15 protein-coding genes and 1 riboswitch are annotated in these 18,184 nt (G+C 69.4%); of the genes, 7 read left to right on the forward strand and 8 right to left on the reverse strand.

All coding sequences use genetic code 11. The features are described 5' to 3' along the window. Positions 1–89: 89 nt before the first annotated feature. Entirely contained in the window at positions 90–2,282 is a 2,193-nt protein-coding gene (locus IEY84_RS01455) for an NADP-dependent isocitrate dehydrogenase (protein ID WP_183541537.1), read from the reverse strand. Positions 2,283–2,572: 290 nt separating this feature from the next. Between IEY84_RS01455 and IEY84_RS01460 the strand changes: the two genes are divergently transcribed. Beyond that, positions 2,573–3,676, forward strand: coding sequence for an MIP/aquaporin family protein (locus IEY84_RS01460; RefSeq protein WP_221208421.1), 1,104 nt, complete (start codon positions 2,573–2,575; stop codon positions 3,674–3,676). A 52-nt stretch (positions 3,677–3,728) separates the two neighbouring features. Here the strand turns inward: IEY84_RS01460 and IEY84_RS01465 are convergent, their stop codons facing one another. The 6 genes from IEY84_RS01465 to IEY84_RS01490 form a co-directional block, all read right to left on the reverse strand. Next, a complete protein-coding gene (locus IEY84_RS01465; protein ID WP_183541539.1) occupies positions 3,729–4,043 on the reverse strand; it encodes a DUF3017 domain-containing protein in 315 nt (104 codons plus the stop codon). Positions 4,044–4,095: 52 nt separating this feature from the next. Then, positions 4,096–4,947, reverse strand: a complete 852-nt coding sequence (locus IEY84_RS01470; protein ID WP_183541541.1) for a bifunctional methylenetetrahydrofolate dehydrogenase/methenyltetrahydrofolate cyclohydrolase — start codon at positions 4,945–4,947, stop codon at positions 4,096–4,098. A 51-nt stretch (positions 4,948–4,998) separates the two neighbouring features. Beyond that, positions 4,999–5,850, reverse strand: a complete 852-nt coding sequence (locus IEY84_RS01475; RefSeq protein ID WP_183541543.1) for a calcium-binding protein — start codon at positions 5,848–5,850, stop codon at positions 4,999–5,001. 220 nt (positions 5,851–6,070) lie between these two features. Next, complete coding sequence (gene purH, locus IEY84_RS01480) at positions 6,071–7,648, reverse strand: bifunctional phosphoribosylaminoimidazolecarboxamide formyltransferase/IMP cyclohydrolase (RefSeq protein ID WP_183541545.1); 1,578 nt, start codon at positions 7,646–7,648, stop codon at positions 6,071–6,073. 30 nt (positions 7,649–7,678) lie between these two features. Then, positions 7,679–7,755: riboswitch (ZMP/ZTP riboswitch) on the reverse strand. A gap of 10 nt (positions 7,756–7,765) precedes the next feature. After that, the gene (purN, locus tag IEY84_RS01485; RefSeq protein ID WP_183541547.1) at positions 7,766–8,377 is read right to left on the reverse strand and encodes a phosphoribosylglycinamide formyltransferase; all 612 of its coding nucleotides are present in this window, start codon (positions 8,375–8,377) and stop codon (positions 7,766–7,768) included. Between the two features lie 10 nt (positions 8,378–8,387). Then, positions 8,388–9,650, reverse strand: a complete 1,263-nt coding sequence (locus IEY84_RS01490) for a cell division protein PerM (protein WP_221208424.1) — start codon at positions 9,648–9,650, stop codon at positions 8,388–8,390. Between the two features lie 147 nt (positions 9,651–9,797). On the opposite strand from IEY84_RS01490, the gene IEY84_RS01495 reads away from it, so the two are divergent. From IEY84_RS01495 to IEY84_RS01520, 6 genes are all read left to right on the forward strand, one after another. Beyond that, a complete protein-coding gene (locus tag IEY84_RS01495) occupies positions 9,798–11,630 on the forward strand; it encodes a hypothetical protein (protein ID WP_229788213.1) in 1,833 nt (610 codons plus the stop codon). 118 nt (positions 11,631–11,748) lie between these two features. Then, positions 11,749–12,252 (forward strand): SigE family RNA polymerase sigma factor, encoded by a 504-nt coding sequence (locus tag IEY84_RS01500; protein ID WP_183541553.1) that lies wholly within the window; start codon positions 11,749–11,751, stop codon positions 12,250–12,252. Position 12,253: 1 nt separating this feature from the next. Continuing rightward, a complete protein-coding gene (locus tag IEY84_RS01505) occupies positions 12,254–13,822 on the forward strand; it encodes a hypothetical protein (RefSeq protein WP_183541555.1) in 1,569 nt (522 codons plus the stop codon). A 97-nt stretch (positions 13,823–13,919) separates the two neighbouring features. Beyond that, positions 13,920–14,423, forward strand: a complete 504-nt coding sequence (locus IEY84_RS01510) for a SigE family RNA polymerase sigma factor (protein WP_183541557.1) — start codon at positions 13,920–13,922, stop codon at positions 14,421–14,423. Between the two features lies 1 nt (position 14,424). Further along, positions 14,425–15,933: a hypothetical protein gene (locus tag IEY84_RS01515; protein ID WP_183541559.1), complete on the forward strand. Its 1,509-nt coding sequence runs from the start codon at positions 14,425–14,427 to the stop codon at positions 15,931–15,933. Positions 15,934–16,047: 114 nt separating this feature from the next. Then, on the forward strand, positions 16,048–17,424 hold the full coding sequence (locus tag IEY84_RS01520) for a dicarboxylate/amino acid:cation symporter (protein WP_183541561.1): 1,377 nt from the start codon (positions 16,048–16,050) through the stop codon (positions 17,422–17,424). A 76-nt stretch (positions 17,425–17,500) separates the two neighbouring features. Here the strand turns inward: IEY84_RS01520 and IEY84_RS01525 are convergent, their stop codons facing one another. Next, a complete protein-coding gene (locus tag IEY84_RS01525) occupies positions 17,501–18,097 on the reverse strand; it encodes an NADPH-dependent FMN reductase (protein WP_183541564.1) in 597 nt (198 codons plus the stop codon). Between the last annotated feature and the right edge of the window lie 87 nt (positions 18,098–18,184).

Consider the following 18,184-nt stretch of genomic DNA (forward strand, 5'->3'; position numbering starts at 1 on the left):
AAGGTCACTCCGCCCGGGAAGGTGTCCGGAAGACGACGACGGCCCAGCACGGAGTCCGTGCTGGGCCGTCGGCTCGACCGCCGAAACGGTCAGAACGCGTCGATCGCCTCGTTGAGCGTCGCGGAGGGACGCATCACTGCGGTGACCTTCTCGGCGTCGGGCAGGTAGTAGCCGCCGATGTCGGCCGGCTTGCCCTGGACCGCGAGAAGCTCCTCGACGATCTTGTCCTCGTTGGCGGCGAGCGTCTCGGCGAGACCCTTGAACGCCGCAGCGAGCTCGGCGTCCTCGGTCTGCGCGGCGAGCTCCTGGGCCCAGTAGAAGCCGAGGTAGAAGTGCGAGCCGCGGTTGTCGGTGGTGCCGAGCTTGCGACCCGGGGAGCGGTCGTTCTCGAGGAAGGTCGCGGTCGCCCGGTCGAGGGCACCGGCGAGCACCTTCGCGGCCGGGGCGGAGGCCTGCTCGGCGTACTTCTCGAACGAGGGCACCAGCGCGAAGAACTCACCCAGCGAGTCCCAGCGGAGGTAGTCCTGCTCGACCAGCTGCTGCACGTGCTTCGGGGCCGAGCCGCCCGCACCGGTCTCGAACAGGCCGCCACCGGCGATCAGCGGGACGATGGAGAGCATCTTCGCCGACGTACCGACCTCGAGGATCGGGAACAGGTCGGTGTTGTAGTCACGCAGCACGTTGCCGGTGACCGAGATGGTGTCCTCGCCGTTGCGCAGGCGCTCGAGGGAGTACGCCGTGGCGAGGTCGGGCGAGAGGATCTTGATCTCGAGACCCTCTGTGTCGTGCTCGGTCAGGTAGGTGGTGACCTTCTTGATCAGCTCGGCGTCGTGGGCGCGCGACTCGTCGAGCCAGAAGACGGCCGGGGTCTTGGAGTCGCGGGCGCGGCTGACGGCCAGCTTCACCCAGTCGCGGACCGGGATGTCCTTGGTCTGGCAGGCGCGCCAGATGTCACCGGCCTCGACGTCGTGCTCGATGAGCACCTCGCCGGCCTTGTTCAGCACGCGCACGGTGCCAGCAGAGGAGATCTCGAAGGTCTTGTCGTGGGAGCCGTACTCCTCGGCCTTCTGCGCCATCAGACCCACGTTGGGGACGGTGCCGATCGTGGCCGGGTCGAGCGGGCCGTTCTTCTTCACGTCCTCGATGACGGTCTCGTAGACGCCCGCGTAGGAGGAGTCCGGGATCACCGCGAGGGTGTCGTCCTCGCCGCCGTCGGCGCCCCACAGCTTGCCGCCGTTGCGGACCAGCGCCGGGATCGAGGCGTCGATGATCACGTCGGAGGGGACGTGCAGGTTGGTGATGCCCTTGTCGGAGTTGACGTAGGAAAGGCGCGGGCCGTTGGCCAGCGCCGACTCGAACGCCGCCTTGATCTCGGCGCCGTTGGACAGCGCGTCGAGGCCCGGCAGGATGGAGCCGAGGCCGTCGTTGGCGGAGAGACCGGCCTTGGCCAGGTCGTCACCGTACTTGTCGAAGACGTCCTTGAAGAAGGCCTTCACGACGTGGCCGAAGATGATCGGGTCGGAGACCTTCATCATGGTCGCCTTGAGGTGCAGCGAGAACAGCACGTCCTCGGACTTCGCCTTCGCGATGGCGTTGGCGAGGAAGGCGTGCAGGTGTGCGGCCTCCATCTTGGTGGCGTCGACGATCTCACCGGCGAGCACGGGAAGCTCGGCCAGGAGGGTCTCGGTCGAGCCGTCGGCCTTCTCGAGAACGATCGAGAGGGTGTCGTCGGCAGCGAGCGTGACGGACTTCTCGTTGGACTTGAAGTCGTGCTCGCCCATGGTGGCGACGGCGGTCTTCGAGCCCTCGCCGAACGGCTTGTTGGTGTGCGGGTGGGCCTTGGCGTACGCCTTGACCGAGCCCGGCGCCCGACGGTCGGAGTTGCCCTCGCGCAGGACCGGGTTGACCGCGGAGCCCTTGACCTTGTCGTACTTGGCCCGGATCTCCTCCTCCTCGGGGGTGGAAGGCGCCTCGGGGTAGTCGGGGAGCTCGTAGCCCTTCTCCTGCAGCTCCTTGATCGCGGCCTTCAGCTGCGGGACGGAGGCGGAGATGTTGGGGAGCTTGACGATGTTGGCCTCCGGCGTCTTCGCCAGCTCGCCGAGCTCGCCGAGGGCGTCGTCGGCCAGGCCGAACTGGGCCAGGATGCGCGAGGCCACGGAGATGTCACGCGTCTCGACCTCGACGCCCGCCTTGGCCGCGTAGGCCGAGACGATCGGAAGGAAGGAGTACGTCGCGAGCAGCGGCGCCTCGTCGGTGTGGGTGTAGATGATTCGTGCGGCCATTGGTTTGGCTACTCCTGACAAGTTGCGATCTGCGGTGCTGCTGACTGTGGTCGGGGACCCGGGCATCCGGAAAGTGCCTTGACGTCAAGATACCTGATACACGATGCGACACCGCCCCGCCCTACCTAAGCACCACGATGTGCCGTCGCAAAAGAGTTACTGTGTGACAACACCTCCATGTTGTTCAGGTGACTGCTGATGCCTGAGAGGTCTGTCCGCCGGTCGGACCAGCTTCTCGGGCATCGAAGGGTCTGACCGACGTCAACCGACATTGAAGGGCTTAAGGGGACATGACCGAGGAATCTCTGTCGGCAGCTGAGCCGACCTTCATCCAGAAACTCGCAGCCGAGGTCATCGGGACCTTCATTCTCGTGTTCCTCGGCTGTGGTTCAGTCGTCGCGGTCTTCGCCGGCGTCACCCACGCCGGCCTGCGCAACTCGCCCTGGCGCCTCGAGGTCGCGGCTGTCGGCCTCGCCTTCGGTATCGCCGTCGTGATCGGCGCCTACACCTTCGGCCGCATCTCCGGCGGTCACTTCAACCCGGCCGTGACCCTCGGCGTGGCCTCGGCCGGCCGGATCAGCTGGAAGGACGCGGGCGCCTACATCGGCGCGCAGTTCGTCGGCGCCGTCATCGGCGCGATCGTGCTGTTCCTCATCGCGCTCTCGTCCGGCTACAACTCGTGGAACGACGGCGGCCTCGGCTCCAACGGCTGGGGCGACGGAGCCGGCACCGGACTCATCGGTGCGATCCTCGTCGAGCTCGTGCTCACGTTCATCTTCGTCTTCGTCATCCTCGGTGTCACCGACAAGCGCGCGGGCACCAACGCGACCGCAGCACCGCTGGCCATCGGTCTCGCCCTGGCCGCGATCCACTTCGTCGGCATCCCGCTGACCGGCACCTCGGTCAACCCCGCCCGTTCGTTCGGCCCCGCCCTCTTCTCGGGCACCGACGCGCTGGTCGACCTCCCGGTCTTCCTGATCGTCCCCGCGGTCGGCGGCGCCCTCGCCGGGTTCGTCTATCCGCTGCTCTTCAACAAGGACGGCTCCGAGATCGTCGGAGCGGGCCTCGCCTTCGGCGGCGACAGCATGGCCCCTGCCCAGGGCTACCAGTCCTGGGACTCTCAGAACGCGGCTCCTGCGACGCACGCTGCTCCCGCTCCGGCGGCCTCCACCCCGGCAGCCCCGGCCGCTCCGGCCGCAGACCCGACGGCCCCGGCTGCCCCCGACACCAGCGACCGCACCATCGTCTCCGGCGGCGCCAGCACCGGCGGCGCCGGCGGTCAGCAGGCCTGGCAGCAGCCTGCGCAGACCACCGAGGGCGACCTGCCGGTCTACGAGCAGGACGGCTGGCGCTGGGACTACGCCAAGCAGGAGTGGGTCCCGATCGAGCAGTAACCATCGAAAACACGAAGGCCGCCCCGAGGGGCGGCCTTCGTCGTTCTCTACGTCATTCGCCGGGGACGGTCACCGCGAGGATCCACAGCGCGCCCGCGGTCAGCGCCAGCAGCACCACGTCGAACCAACGGCTGCGCACCGCCAGCATCCCGGCATCCTTCGTACGCAGCACCGCACGCCCCAGCGACGCCGCCCCCACCCCGGCGGCGAGGACGATGATCCCCACCCGCCAGTGGCCGAAGACGACGATCCCGAGACCCGCGAGCGCTGCGGCCAGCACGCCGAGATAGACGATCCCGCCGATGGTCGAGGGGAAGCTGCGTACGTGTTCGGGGTCCGCCTTCTCGTGCTCAGGTGTCCCCGCCACCGGTGCGGAAGCCTCCGGTGCGGGGCTTAGCGGGGGGTGGACGGACACGGTGTCAGAGCCTTTCGAGAGCCTTCTCGGCGCTGAGGACGATATTGGAGAGCAGCATGGCCCGTGTCATCGGACCCACCCCACCCGGGTTCGGCGACACCCAACCAGCCACGTCCCACACGTCCTCGGCCAAGTCTCCTGCGATCTTACCGTCGACTCGGGAGACGCCGACGTCCAACAGGGCCGCGCCGGGCTTGACCATGTCCTTCGTGATGATCCCGGGCACGCCCGCAGCGGCCACCACGATGTCGGCGTTGCGGGTGTGGGCGGCCAGGTCGCGGGTGCCGGTGTGGCACAGGGTGACCGTGGCGTTCTCGCTGCGGCGGGTCAGCAGCAGGCCCAGCGGGCGGCCGACGGTCAGCCCGCGACCGACCACGACCACCTCGGCGCCGTTGATCTCCACGCCGTGGCGGCGGAGCAGCTCGATGCACCCCACCGGGGTGCAGGGCAGCGGACCGTCCTCGCCGAGGACCAGCTTGCCGAGGTTGTGCGGGTGCAGCCCGTCGACGTCCTTCTCCGGGGCGACGCGGGAGAGCAGCGCGAACTCGTCCAGACCGGTCGGCTGCTGCACGAGGAAGCCGGTGCAGGCCGGGTCCGCGTTGAGGCGGTCGATCTCGGCCTCGACCTCTTCCTGGGTCGCTGTCCCCGGCAGGTCCACCCGGATCGACTCGATGCCGATCTCGGCGCAGTCCTTGTGCTTGGCGTTGACGTACCACCGGCTGCCCGGGTCGTCGCCCACCAGCACGGTGCCGAGCCCCGGCGTGATGCCCGCGGCCTTCAACTTCTGCACCCTGTCGGCCAGTTCGGCCTTGATCGTCTTGAGGGTGGCGGTGCCGTCCAGCTTCTGTGCAGTCACGGTTACCATCCTAGGGTCCACCGATGTGTCGTCTGCGGAGGCCCACGGGCGTCAGGGAATCAGCCGCTCGCAGCCGTACTTGACCTCAGCCCGACAGGCGTCGCTTCCGGCCCGCCCGTAGACCGTGTCCCTGCCACCGTCGCCATCGAGCACGTTAGCCCCGGACGTCCCGTAGACGATGTCGCGGTAGCCGGTGCCGTCGAAGTTCTCTACCCCGGTGAAGGTGAACTCGAACACCCCGTGGTCAGCCGTTCCCGGGAACGTCAGCGTGCGCCCGGTGCCGGCGGCAAGGTCGACGCGAGCACCACCTGTGTCTGCTGCTCCCAGAAGGAGGGTGTCCGCTCCCGGTCCGCCCACGAGACGGATCCCATCGCCGAACGGCTCGAGCTTGTCGTTGCCCGTGCCTCCATAGGCCTTGCCCTCGGCTACACCGATCCCGTCCGCACCCGGACCACCGTGTCCAACTCCACCCCACAGATGGATCCAGTCACGTCCGTCGCCGCCATAGACGACATCGCCCACCGTCTGCCCGAACACCGTGTCGTCACCAGGACCGCCCCAGAGCCGGTCGACGCCCTCGTGGCCATTCGAGTTGTCGATCTTGTCCGCCCCGAGGCCGCCGAAGACACGGTCCTTGCCGAGATTTCCGGTGATCGTGTCGTCCCCAGCGCCGCCGCAGACGACGTCGTTCCCTGCCTTGCCGACGATCACGTCGGCGCCGCCGCCCGCGACGATGACATCGGCTCCAGCAGTGCCGACGAGCCGGTCGGCACTCGCGGTCCCGACGATAGTGGCGGCCTTCCCATCGCAGGACGCCACCGCACTCGCAGAGTTCAGCGCGAATCCGGTGGGGATGGCGACAGCGGCGACGACAGTGGCGACAACGGCAGTACGGCGGATCATGCCCGGCCTCTTTCAAGCTGAAGGGATGGAGCGCTGAACATAGGGCCGTCGACCCATTTCGGTCCGGCGTACGTATGCGGTGTTACCCGCCGTTTCCAGGTTCGTCTGCGCTGTGATGATCGGGGCCCAGGCGGTCACCACTGAGGTGCCTGCGGGGACTACGAATGAGGGTCCGACCTTGTGAACGCTTCACAAGGTCGGACCCTCATTCGTAGTGCTGTCAGTGCGCGAAGTGGCGCGTCCCGGTGAAGTACATCGTCACGCCCGCAGCCTCGCAGGCCTTGATGGTGAGCTCGTCGCGGATGGAGCCACCAGGCTGGACGATCGCCTTGACGCCGGCGTCGATCAGGATCTGCGGGCCGTCCTCGAAGGGGAAGAAAGCGTCGGAGGCGGCGACGGCGCCACGGGCACGCTCGGCGCCCTCGGCGAGGCTGTTGGCCCGCTCCACCGCCAGGCGGCAGGAGTCGACGCGGTTGACCTGGCCCATGCCGATGCCGACTGACGCGCCGCCGGAGGCGAGCAGGATCGCGTTGGACTTGGCCGAGCGGCAGGCCTTCCAGGCGAACGCCAGGTCGGCGAGGGTGGCCTCGTCGACGGCCGCACCCGCGGCCAACGTCCACGAAGCCGGGTCGTCGCCCTCGGCGTCGACGTGGTCGACCTGCTGCATCAGCAGGCCGCCGGAGATCGGACGGGTCTCGACCGCAGCCTTCTCGTCGGCGGCGGCCACCAGGATCCGGATGTTCTTCTTGGCCTGCAGGATCTCGACGGCACCGTCCTCGTAGCCGGGAGCCACGATGACCTCGGTGAACACCTCGGCGACCTGCTGGGCCATCTCGACCGAGACCGGCCGGTTCGAGGCGATCACGCCACCATAGGCGGAGACCGGGTCGCAGGCGTGGGCGCGGCGGTGAGCCTCGGCGATGTCCGCGCCGACGGCCAGACCGCACGGGTTGGCGTGCTTGATGATCGCGACCGCCGGCTCGGCGAAGTCGTTGGCGGCGCGGCGAGCGGCGTCGGTGTCGGTGTAGTTGTTGTAGGACATCTCCTTGCCGTGCAGCTGCTCGGCGCGGGCGAGCCCGGCCGGCCCGTGGCCGTTCAGGTAGAGCGCAGCCTTCTGGTGCGGGTTCTCGCCATACCGAAGAACGGCAGACTTCTCGTACGTCCCGCCGACCCATGCCGGGAAACCGGTGCCCTCGGAGGTGTCGGTGAGCACGGAGCCCATCCAGGAGGCGACGGCCACGTCGTACGTAGCGGTGTGGACGAACGCGGCCGCGGCGAGGGCCTTGCGCTGGTCGTAGGTGAACCCACCGGCAGCGACGGCAGCGAGCGTCTCGGCGTACTGCTCCGGGGAGGTCACGATCGCGACGGAGGGGTGGTTCTTCGCGGCGGCACGGACCATCGAGGGGCCGCCGATGTCGATCTGCTCGACGACCTCGTCCGGCCCGGCGCCGGAGGCGACGGTCTGCACGAACGGGTAGAGGTTGGAGACGACCAGGTCGAAGGGCTCCACCTCCAGCTCCTTGAGCTGCTCGACGTGGGACTCGAGGCGACGATCGGCGAGGATGCCGGCGTGCACGCGCGGGTGCAGGGTCTTCACGCGGCCGTCGAGACACTCGGGGAAGCCGGTCAGGTCCTCGACCTTGGTCACAGGAAGGCCCAGCTTCTCGATCAGCGCCGCCGAGCCACCGGTCGAGACGAGCTCGACACCGGCGTCGTGGAGGCCGCGGACCAGGTCCTCGAGACCGGTCTTGTCGTAGACGGACACCAGGGCCCGCTTGATGGTGATCTGATCGAGCACAGCAATCTCCTCATCGGTCAACGATTTCGATGAGGGCACCCAGGCGGTCGATGCCGTCTCTCACACTCCCCGGTGGTCCCCCACCTGCGCCAGTCGTGTGCTTGTCACTCTAACCGCTCAGGCGGGCCCGAATCGAACTCGCCTGCCGTCGACGGTGTAGCCCTCGCGGGCGATCCGTCCGACCGTCTCGACGAGCATCGATCGCTCGACGACCTTGATCCGCTCGTGGAGCGTCTCCTCGGTGTCGTCGTCCTCCACGGGCACGGTCACCTGGGCCATGATCATCCCGGTGTCGACCCCGGCGTCGACGATGAAGAGCGTCGCCCCGGTGACCTTGACCCCATACTCGAGCGCATCCCGAGCACCATGCATCCCGGGGAACGACGGCAGCAGCGCCGGGTGCGTGTTCAGCGTCTTCCCCCCGAACCGGTCCAGGAACGCCTCCCCCACGAGCTTCATGAAGCCCGCCGAGACCACCAGATCAGGCTCGTACGCAGCCACCGACTCGGCCAGCGCCGCGTCCCACTCCTCGCGCGACCCGAAGTCCTTGACCCGGTGCACGAACGTCGGGATCCCGGCGTCGGTCGCCCGGGTCAGCCCCTGGATCCCGTCGCGGTCGGCCCCGACCGCCACCACCTCGGCTCCGAACTCCGGAGACGCGCAGGCATCCAGCAGGGCCTGGAGATTGGTGCCCGAGCCGGACACGAGGACGACGAGGCGCAGCGACATGCTGCGAACTCTAGGCGGATGCGTCGGCAGGGAGGGAACGCCGGTGCCACCAGGTCATCGTGAGCCCGGCGAGCAGACCGGCGAGACCGAAGAAGGCGATGGCGTTGACGAGCACCTGCCCGGCGTACGGCCCGACGTCGAGCATCCGGCCGGGGCCGACGGCGCCACCTGCGATGCCGGACAGGACAGCGAGGAGGAGCCCGGCGACGACGCCGGCGCTGACGCCGCGCAGCGCACCCTCGGACCAGCGCAGGGTCGGGCGGCGGCGCTGTACGCGGCAGACCGCGACGAAGGCGGTCAGCGGGCCGAGCGCCATCACCGCGGCGACCCAGGCGGGCGGGGCGCCGTTGTCGGGGAGCGCGGCGAGCATCGGGAACATCGGCAGCGGTCCGAGGGTGACCGCCGTGGGGGTCACCGTGGTGCCGACACCGACCGAGAATCCCGGACCCAGGGCGTACGCGCTGGAGAAGAGCACGGCGTTGGGGAGCACCAGGACGGCGAGCAGGGAGTAGAGGATGATCCCGCCGACGTCGAGGTGGAGCTGGGAGACGACGTTGATCGAGGTGGTGAAGTCGGCGAAGAGGGCTGCGAAGAAGAGCAGGGTGCTGACCGCGAACCACCAGACCAGGATCGACCTGACCATCACCAGCACGTCCACGGCCGCCCGCGGCAGCAGGGTGATCCACAGCGCCGCGCGGCCGGAGCCGACCGCGATCGCGGGCAGGGCCACGACGATGCAGAGCCCGACCGACCACGCGAACACGCCGATGACGCTCGGCGCGGTCTCCGGCGTGCCAGCGATGATCGCGGTCGCCACCGCGGTGGTCGTATAGCCCAGCGCGAAGAGCCCGGCCACCACCGGGACGGTCAGGTCGCGCTCACCGTCGGCGAGGGCGTTGGCGTCGGGACCGTGCAGCGACACCGAGTCACCGACCCGGATCGCGACCTGCCACATCGCCCAGGCGAGGACGAGAGTCAGCCCGAGCGGGACGAGGGTGATCGCGACTCCGGAGACGACGACGCCCGAACCATGGCCGAGCAGCCACCCGAGCGCGGCGACCCGCAGGGCGTCCGACGGCTCGCCGTGAGCCCCCATGTCGCTGATGAACCAGCCGAGGATGCCGATCGCCAGGCAGACCACCAGCGTGGCGGCTGCCGTGCCGATGCCACCCAGCAGGGCGACCGCGACCAGCGGGCGGCGGTGGCGGAGATCGTGGAGATCGTCCGCGACTCGCCCGCGGTCAGGGGTGCGTGGAGGCAACAAGGACGACATCGCCACTCATCCTCCCAATCCCGGCCTCCCCGATCCGGGCGACGCGCCGCCCGGATCCGTCTTGTGCACCCCTGATACCCACCTGTGCATCAGCGACCATTGCCGTTCATTCGATCGAATCACCTACAGTTGACCGCTGACATGGGCATGACCACGGCAGACCACGAGACCTTCGAGGCGTTCTATCAGGACGTCCGAGGACGACTCCTCCTCCAAACCTGGTCGCTGACCGGGGATCTGGAGGCTGCCAAGGCCGCCGTGCGCGGCGCGATGGTCATCACCTGGCACCACTGGCGCAAGGTGAAGCCGATGGACGACTTCGAGCGCGAGGACTGGGTCCGCCCGATCGCGTGGTCCAAGGCGATCCGCAACCACTCGGTCCCGCTGCTCCACCGCGACCAGACGATCGCGCCGGAGGCCCGCAGCACCCTCTCCGCGCTGCGCAGCCTCCCGCTCCACGACCGCAAGGTCTTCCTGCTGGGCCATCTCACCAGCGTCGACCTCGCCCAGCTCGCCCGCGAGGTCAGCACCCCGATCAGCCGCACCGAGACCGACCTGCAGGGCGCCAACGCCGCCATCTGCGACGAGCTCGGGATCGCCCCGGAGCAGCTGCAGTCGATCTTCGACCCGCTCGTCGACGTGCTCACCGAGCAGCCCTGGCCGAAGACCTCGACGATCACGACCTCCGGTGCCGTACGCCGCCGGGTGCACACCGCCATCGGCGCCGCCGCGGCCATCGCCGCCCTGGTCGGCACCGGCTTCTTCGTCACCCAGGACGCCGAGACCGAGCCACGGCTCAACACGCTCTCGATGAAGTCGGCGGCCGAGGAGTTCGAGGTCGAGCCGAGTGAGATCCCCGGCAAGAAGCTGACCGCCAAGGACCTGATGACCGAGGACGAGGTGTCGAAGATCTACGGCGGCTCCTGGGCCGTCGACATTTCCTCGGACAACCTCGAGGGCACCGGCCTCACCATCCCCTGCCAGATCGAGCCCTCGGCCGACAAGCGACCGGTGGCCAGCCTGGCGCGCACCTTCACCGCCAAGGCGAAGGCGACCACCGCCGGCACCACGATCGAGTCGTCCGTCGACGCGAAGGCGGCGACTGCGGCGTACAAGAAGATGCAGAAGTGGTACGCAGCGTGCGCCGAGCCCCGCTACCAGCTGATGTTCACCGAGTCGGTCAAGGGCATCGGCGACGAGGCGACCCTCTTCACCTACCGCGACTGGGAGAACGACCGGGCGGTGACCTACGGGGTCGCTCGAACCGGCAACCACACCACCGCGGTGACGGTGAAGGTCGAGGGCAAGTCCAGCACGACCGCGGCCAAGACCTCGACCATGCTCGGCAGCGCCGTCCACAACCTCTGCTCGATGCCCGGCGCGGGTGCGTGCGTGGAGACCAAGCGACCGCGGGAGACGATCGTCCCGCTGGCCACCGGCGAGGCGCCCGGCCTGATCAACGAGACCGACCTCCCCCCGGTGAGCACCATCGGCGACCCGTGGCTCGGCACCGAGGCGAAGCCGGCCAAGACCAACCCGGCCCAGACCCGCTGCGACAACACCGAGTTCAACGCCAAGGGCATGTCCGGGGCCCAGACCCGCGACTTCGTGATCCCCGAGACCAAGAAGAAGCTCGCCGCCACCTTCGGGCTCACCGAGACCGTCGGCAAGTTCGGCTCCGCCCAGGAGGCGCAGGCCTTCAACGTGGCGATCAAGACCCGCCTGAACAAGTGCAGCGACAAGCAGCTCGGCAGCCACGTCACCCAGATCGCGACCGAGCCGATCAAGGACGGTGCGATCACGGTCTGGGACATCCGGGTCGAGCTCGAGAACTCCTCGGTCTTCTACCGGATGGCCGCGATCCGGCGAGGCGCCAACGTCGCCCAGATGAGCTTCAACCCCGACGGCGACGCCGACATCAGCAACTCCGACTTCGTCGCGCTCGCCAAGCGCGCTGCGTACCGGCTCGAATACCTCTGAGACACCCCGAGTCTCCTCGAGACTTTTCTGGCCCCGGATGCAACCGGACCCGCCTCCCAGGCATCTGACCCAGTGAGACTGGCGTAGCGCCAGATCGGGCCAGTCTGGGAGGCGAGCGATGGACGAGGATGAGTTCGACGCGTTCTACAACGCGTCCTTCCGCCGCGTGTGCGCTCAGGTGTACGCCATGATCGGCGATTCCGACGAGGCCGCCGAATGCGTCCAGGAGGCCTTCGCCCGCGCGTGGGCGCACCGGCGCAAGCTCTCCTCGGTCGACTACCCCGAAGCCTGGGTCCGCACCACCGCCTACCGGCTCGCGGTGGGCCGCTGGCGCAGAAAGAAGTACGCCGGCCGCGTCACCGACAGGGCCGTCGGCGTCCGTACGGTGATGCCCGCCGTCGACGAGACCCATGTCGCCCTCGTCGCTGCGCTCAAGAAGCTCCCCGAGGCCCAGCGCCAAGCCATCGTCCTGCACCACATCGCCGACCTCCCCGTCCACCAGGTCGCGGCCGAGGTCGGCGCCCCCACCGGCACCATCAAGGCCCGGCTGGCTCGAGGACGAGCCACCCTGGCCGAGCTGCTCGCCGACGAAGCACCCGGCGCCGTCTGGAAGGAGGCCTGAGATGAGTGACCCGATCTCGCGCCTGGACCAGTTCCGCGCCGACACCCCTGGAGCGCCGATGAAGTCCGCAGCCGAGGTACGCCGACGGGGTGACCAGATCCGCCGCCGCCAGCGTGTGCTCGTCACCGCCGGAGCCGCGGCGCTCGCCGCGGTCGTGGCCGGACCGATCATCTTCCTCTCCGCCGGGTTCGGCGAACGGGCCAACGACCCGACACCAGCACCGCAGCCGAGCGAGACGCCGGGCACCATCACGCCCAGTCCGTCCGGATCCGCAGGCCCGTCGACGCTGACCCGTGCCGGCCTCCCGGTCGCCAAGGACCTGGTCGCCCCGCTCGAGGCATCCTGGGTCGAGACCGAGACCTACGACGGGGAGGGCAGCGACGCCTACAACCCGTGCCTCACCACGACGTTGGGCGAGTCCGCTGCCGAGGCGGCCTTCCGCCGCGACTTCGCGATCGGTCCGTCACTGAACGCCGAGGCGGACGACTACGGGATGATGACCGCGGTGGTCGCCGAGTTCCGCTCGCCCGAAGCCGCCGAGGACATCCGTGCCGACCTCTCGACTGCGGCCGCCGCCTGCACCCCGCTCGACGCGACTCCGGCCGGTTCGCTGCCGGTCGCGGGCGGCGTCATCTCGCGCGGCGACATCAACGTCGTCACCTATGTCTCCGACGAGCCCGGCGCGAACGCTCGCCCCGAGGTCGCGACTGCTGTCGTCGTCGCCGAGGACCGGGTGCTGGTGCTGACGCGTCAGCGTGGCGCGAAGGAGCAGGTCTCGCCCGAGTTCCTGCAGACCTCCCTGCAGACCTCCGCGGTCAACGCCGCCCACCGGATGGCCGGCGCCGAGCCGCCCGCCCCGCCTGAGTCCCCTGCGTCGTCTGGGTCGTCTGGGTCGCCTGGGTCGAGCCCGGCGACCTCGTCGCCAGGCTCGTCGGCGCCCGCGGCGATCCTCAGCGACGCACATCTCGTCGCGGCCGGGTCGCTGCCGGGGCTGCCGATGGAGGGCGAGTCGTCAGCGGTGTGGCAGCAGATCGCCCCGCAGTCCACTCCGACGCTCTACTGCCAGGGCGCATGGCTCTCCTCGTTGAAGGCCGCCGAGTCGGTCAGCCGGGAGTTCCGCCTCGAGAACGGCGGCAGCCAGCTCGGCAAGGTCAACGTGACGGTGCTGGAGTTCGCGACGAAGCCTGCTGCCGACGCGGCGTACGGGACCGTTCAGGGGTGGCTCGACGCCTGCCCGGCGTCGATGCACAACGCGAAGCTCTTCATCGCCAGACCGGTCGAGTCCATCGAGACGGGGACCACCCCCGGGGTCGACCGAGCCGCGCAAGCGCTCGCCGAGTATGCAGGCGACTGCGGCGGCGAGGACTGCGACGCCACCTGGTACGACCACCAGACGGTCGCCCAGCTCGGGACCCGGCTGGTGCTGGTCACCCACGCCGAGGCAGGTGGCCCCTGCCCGCCGACCCGCGCCTGCCCGCCGGAGGAGGCGTCGGACTACATCGAGTGGGACAACCGGGTCGCCCAGACGGTGCAGGCCGCGGTGGGCCGGGCCGTCGAGGACCTGTCTTGATGAGGACTCAGTGCAATTGACCTTTACGCTCCCCTATGCCGCCGCAGACACTGGCGCACGGGCAAGATTCGGGGACAGCCGGCTGGGGAGGCGAACGATGGACGAGGACGAGTTCGACGCGCTGTACCACGCGTCGTACCGCCGCTTGTGTGCTCAGCTGTACGCCATGATCGGCGACTTCGACGAGGCCGCGGAGTGCGTGCAGGAGGCCTTCGCCCGGGCCTGGGCGCACCGGCGGAAGATGTCCTCGGTCGACTACCCCGAAGCCTGGGTCCGCACCACCGCCTACCGGCTCGCGGTGGGCCGCTGGCGCCGAAAGAAGTACGCCGGGAGGGCCGCCGACAGAGCCGTCGGCGTCCGCACGGAGATGCCGGCGGTCGACGAGTCCCATGTCGCCCTCGTCGCCGCGCTGAGGCAGCTCCCGGAGGCACAGCGCCAGGCCATCGTCCTGCACCACATCGCCGATCTGCCGATCCATCAGGTGGCCGCCGAGGTCGGCGCGCCCACCGGCACCATCAAAGCCCGCCTGGCTCGCGGACGAGCCGCCCTCGCGGAGCTGCTCGCCGAGGGCGATCCCGGCACCGTCTGGAAGGAGGCCTGAGATGAGTGACCCGATCTCGCGCCTGGACCAGTTCCGCGCCGACGCCCCCGGGGCCCCGATGACCTCCCCAGCCGAGGCTCGGAAGCGGGGTGATCAGATCCGTCGGCGGAAGCGCACCGTGGTCGCCGCAGGAGCGGCCGCCGTGGCCGCCGTCGTCGCCGGACCGATCATCTTCCTGTCCACCGGGCTCGGTGACAAGGGCATCGACCCCGCACCCGCACCGAGCGACAGCGCGGCCGTCCCCAGCACGTCCCGGTCGGCCTCTGCTTCCGCCTCCGATCTCAGCCGGGCCAACCTGCCGACCGAGGGCGACCTCGTCGCCGACGAGCCCTATCCGGCATGGGTCCAGGAGCAGACCTACGACGGCGAGGGCACCGACCCCTCCAACGACTGCCTCACCGAGTCGTTGGCCGACTCGGGCGCGCTGGCGACGTTCCGTCGTGATTTCGTCGCGAAGCCCGGGGACGAGATGGCAGACGCGGCAGGCACGCTCAACGCCGTCGTCGCCGAGTTCGGCTCGGCCGACGAGGCCGAGAAGGTACGCAGCGATCTCACCGACGCCGCCACCTCGTGCCCCGGCGTGGACGGGGCGGAGATCGCGGGCTACCTCCCCGTCGAGGGCGGCGTCATCTCTGGCGGCAACGTCGACGTCGTCACCTACCTGCCCGACGACCCCGGCATGAACGCCCGTTGGGAGGTCGCGACCGCCGTCGTCTCTGCCGAGGACCGGGTGCTGGTGATGACGCGCAAGCGCGGCGTCCAGGACTACGTCTCGCCGACGGATCTGCAGACCTCTGCCGTCAACGCCGCCTACCGGATGGTCGGCGCCACGCCCTCCGCCGATCCGTCCGCCGACTCGACGGACACCGGACCGCCCGCCGCGGACGGTCTCAGCGCCGTCAACCTGATCGACGGCAGCACCCTGCCCGCGCTCGACCGCTTCGAGAGCTCCCGCGGCTGGAGCCAGTACACACCGGCCCAGGACGTGCCGACCATCGCGTGCCAGAAGGAATGGCTCTCCTCGCTCGGCGCCACGGCGAAGATCGCGTCCGACTACCGGTGGGACGCCGACGGCGCCATGGTCGGCCAGGTCCACATGGCGGTGCTCGAGTTCTCCGACGCGAACGCCGCCGGCGCTGCATACAACGAGGTCATGGAGTGGCAGGAGGTCTGCCCGGCCAACAAGCTCGGGGTCGACCCGCAGGTCACCGCGCTGCCCATCGATGTCAGTGCCGACCTCGATGCCGGGCCGAAACGCGCGGCACGATCACAGGCGACGTACCCCGGGACGGACGGCAACGACAGCATCTGGTTCGAGACCGAGCTGGTCGCCGAGTACGAGACCCGGCTGGTCCTGGTCGGCTACGCCGAGCTCGCAGGCCCGTGCCCGCCGAGCACCGGAGACAAGGAAGATCCGTGCTACCAGTCCGAGCAGCCCGACTCGTGGCCCGACCGCATCCTCGCGATCGAGAAGGCAGCGGTCACAGCCGGCATCAGCGACCTCCGCTGACAGGCATCACCAGGTGACTCCGGTCACACGACACGGTCCCGGGGAAGACACGTACTCGTCAGGGCGTTCGAGCCCAACAGAGCCCCGAACCGCGCCGACCTTGGAGAAGCCCTCGTGTCCACCACCCCCACCGCCCGACGGCGGCTGAAATTCCCGTCCTTCTCGGTCCAGATCATCCTGGGCCTCGTCCTCGGCGTCGCGCTCGGCGCGATCGCGCGAGCGATCGGCCCCGGAGCCGGAGACGAGGCCAACTGGCTGACGACGACCCTGGCCACGATCGGCGACTCGTTCGTCTCGCTGCTCAAGGCCGTCGTCGTACCGCTGATCTTCACCGCCATCATCGCCTCGATCGCGAACCTGCGTACGGTCAGCAACGCGGCCCGGCTCGCGGGACAGACGCTGCTGTGGTTCGCCATCACGGCAGCGATCTCGGTCGCCATCGGCATCGGCCTCGGGCTGCTCTTCCGGCCCGGCAGCAACACCGCGGTCAGCACCGCGGACGCGGCCGAGACCGGGGCGTCCGCCTCGTGGCTCGACTTCCTCCAGGGTCTGATCCCCGGCAACTTCCTCGGTCTCGACGCCTCGACCAGCATCGAGCAGGTCGGCGGGAGCCCGATCGCGGAGACCGCGCTGAGCTTCAACGTCCTCCAGGTGCTCGTGGTCGCCCTCGCCATCGGCATCGCGGCGCTCAAGACCGGCGAGAAGGCCGAGCCCTTCCTCGCCTTCAACCGCTCCTTCCTGGCCATCGTGCAGAAGGTGCTGTGGTGGATCATCCGGCTTGCCCCGATCGGCACCCTCGGTCTGATCGGCAACGCGGTCGCCTCCTACGGCTGGGACTCGCTGAGCTCGCTGGCCTGGTTCGCGGTCGCCGTCTACGTCGGTCTGGCGCTGGTCCTGTTCGTCGTCTACCCGGTGCTGCTGCGGATCAACGGTCTCAACCCGCTGGCGTACTTCCGCGGCGCCTGGCCGGCGATCCAGCTCGCCTTCGTCTCGCGCTCCTCGGTGGGCACCATGCCGGTGACCGAGCAGGTGACGGTCAAGAACCTCGGCGTCCCCCAGGAGTACGCCTCGTTCGCCGTCCCGCTGGGCTCGACCACGAAGATGGACGGCTGCGCGTCGATCTACCCGGCCATCTCGGCGATCTTCGTCGCCCAGATCTTCGGGATCGACCTGAGCATCACCGACTATCTGCTGATCGCCTTCGTCTCGGTCGTCGGCTCGGCCGCCACCGCCGGTCTCACCGGTGCCGTCGTGATGCTGACGCTGACCCTCTCGACCCTCGGCCTGCCGCTGGCCGGTGTCGGTCTGCTGCTCGCGATCGACCCGATCCTCGACATGGGCCGCACCGCGGTCAACGTCGCCGGACAGGCGCTGGTCCCAACGATCGTGGCCAAGCGCGAGGGCATCCTCGACATCGACCGCTACAGCTCCGCCTCGGCGGAGGGTCTGCTGATCGACGAGGAGCCCACCAAGGAGACGGTCGCCGCCTGACCTTCCACGGACGCACACGGACGTACGCGGACGAGCGCCCCGGCAGCCACGACGGCTGTCGGGGCGTTCGCTGTCCTCAGCCGGGGTAGGGCGCGTCGCGCCGCGCGGTCCGCAGGGCGTCGGCCCACCAGGCGAGCTGGGCGAGCATAGCCTTGGCGTAGACCGCCGACTCCGGGTCGTTCGGACGACCGTCCTCGTCCAGGCGCTCCCAGTAGCGGGGGAAGGCGAGGCGCGCCTGGAGCGGATGTGCGTGCAGCTCGGTGAGCACGTTCTCCAGGTGCAGGGCCGCGTGGCGGCCGCCGCTGTCCCCGCCGTAGGAGACCAACGCGACCGGTTTGGCCTGCCACTGGGTGAAGTGCCAGTCCAGCGCCGACTTCAACGAGGCCGGGTAGCTGTGGTTGTACTCGGGGGTGACGATGACGAACCCGTCCGCCGCCTCGAGGGCATCGGTCAGGTCGCGCTGGCCCTCCGGCCGCGGATAGTCGTCGCCGGCGGCTTTCGGCGACTCTGCGGGCAGGGACAACGGGATCTCGTGGTCGGCCAGGTCGATCAGCTCGACCTCGAGACCGCCGTACGTCTCGGCCTGCTCGGCCATCCAGGAGCCGAAGATCGGTCCCCCTCGGCCTTCCCGGACGCTGGCAGTGATGACGGCGATACGTGGTGGTGTGTTCATGTCATCCAGGTTTGCCGGGATCGGAGACAGGCGGGAGACCGAGGCGAGGCTGGCCCCAGCAGGGCCACCTTCACTGCCCGACCGGCC

Origin of the sequence: Nocardioides albus (assembly GCF_014648255.1) — a bacterium.
GTDB lineage: Bacteria > Actinomycetota > Actinomycetes > Propionibacteriales > Nocardioidaceae > Nocardioides > Nocardioides albus.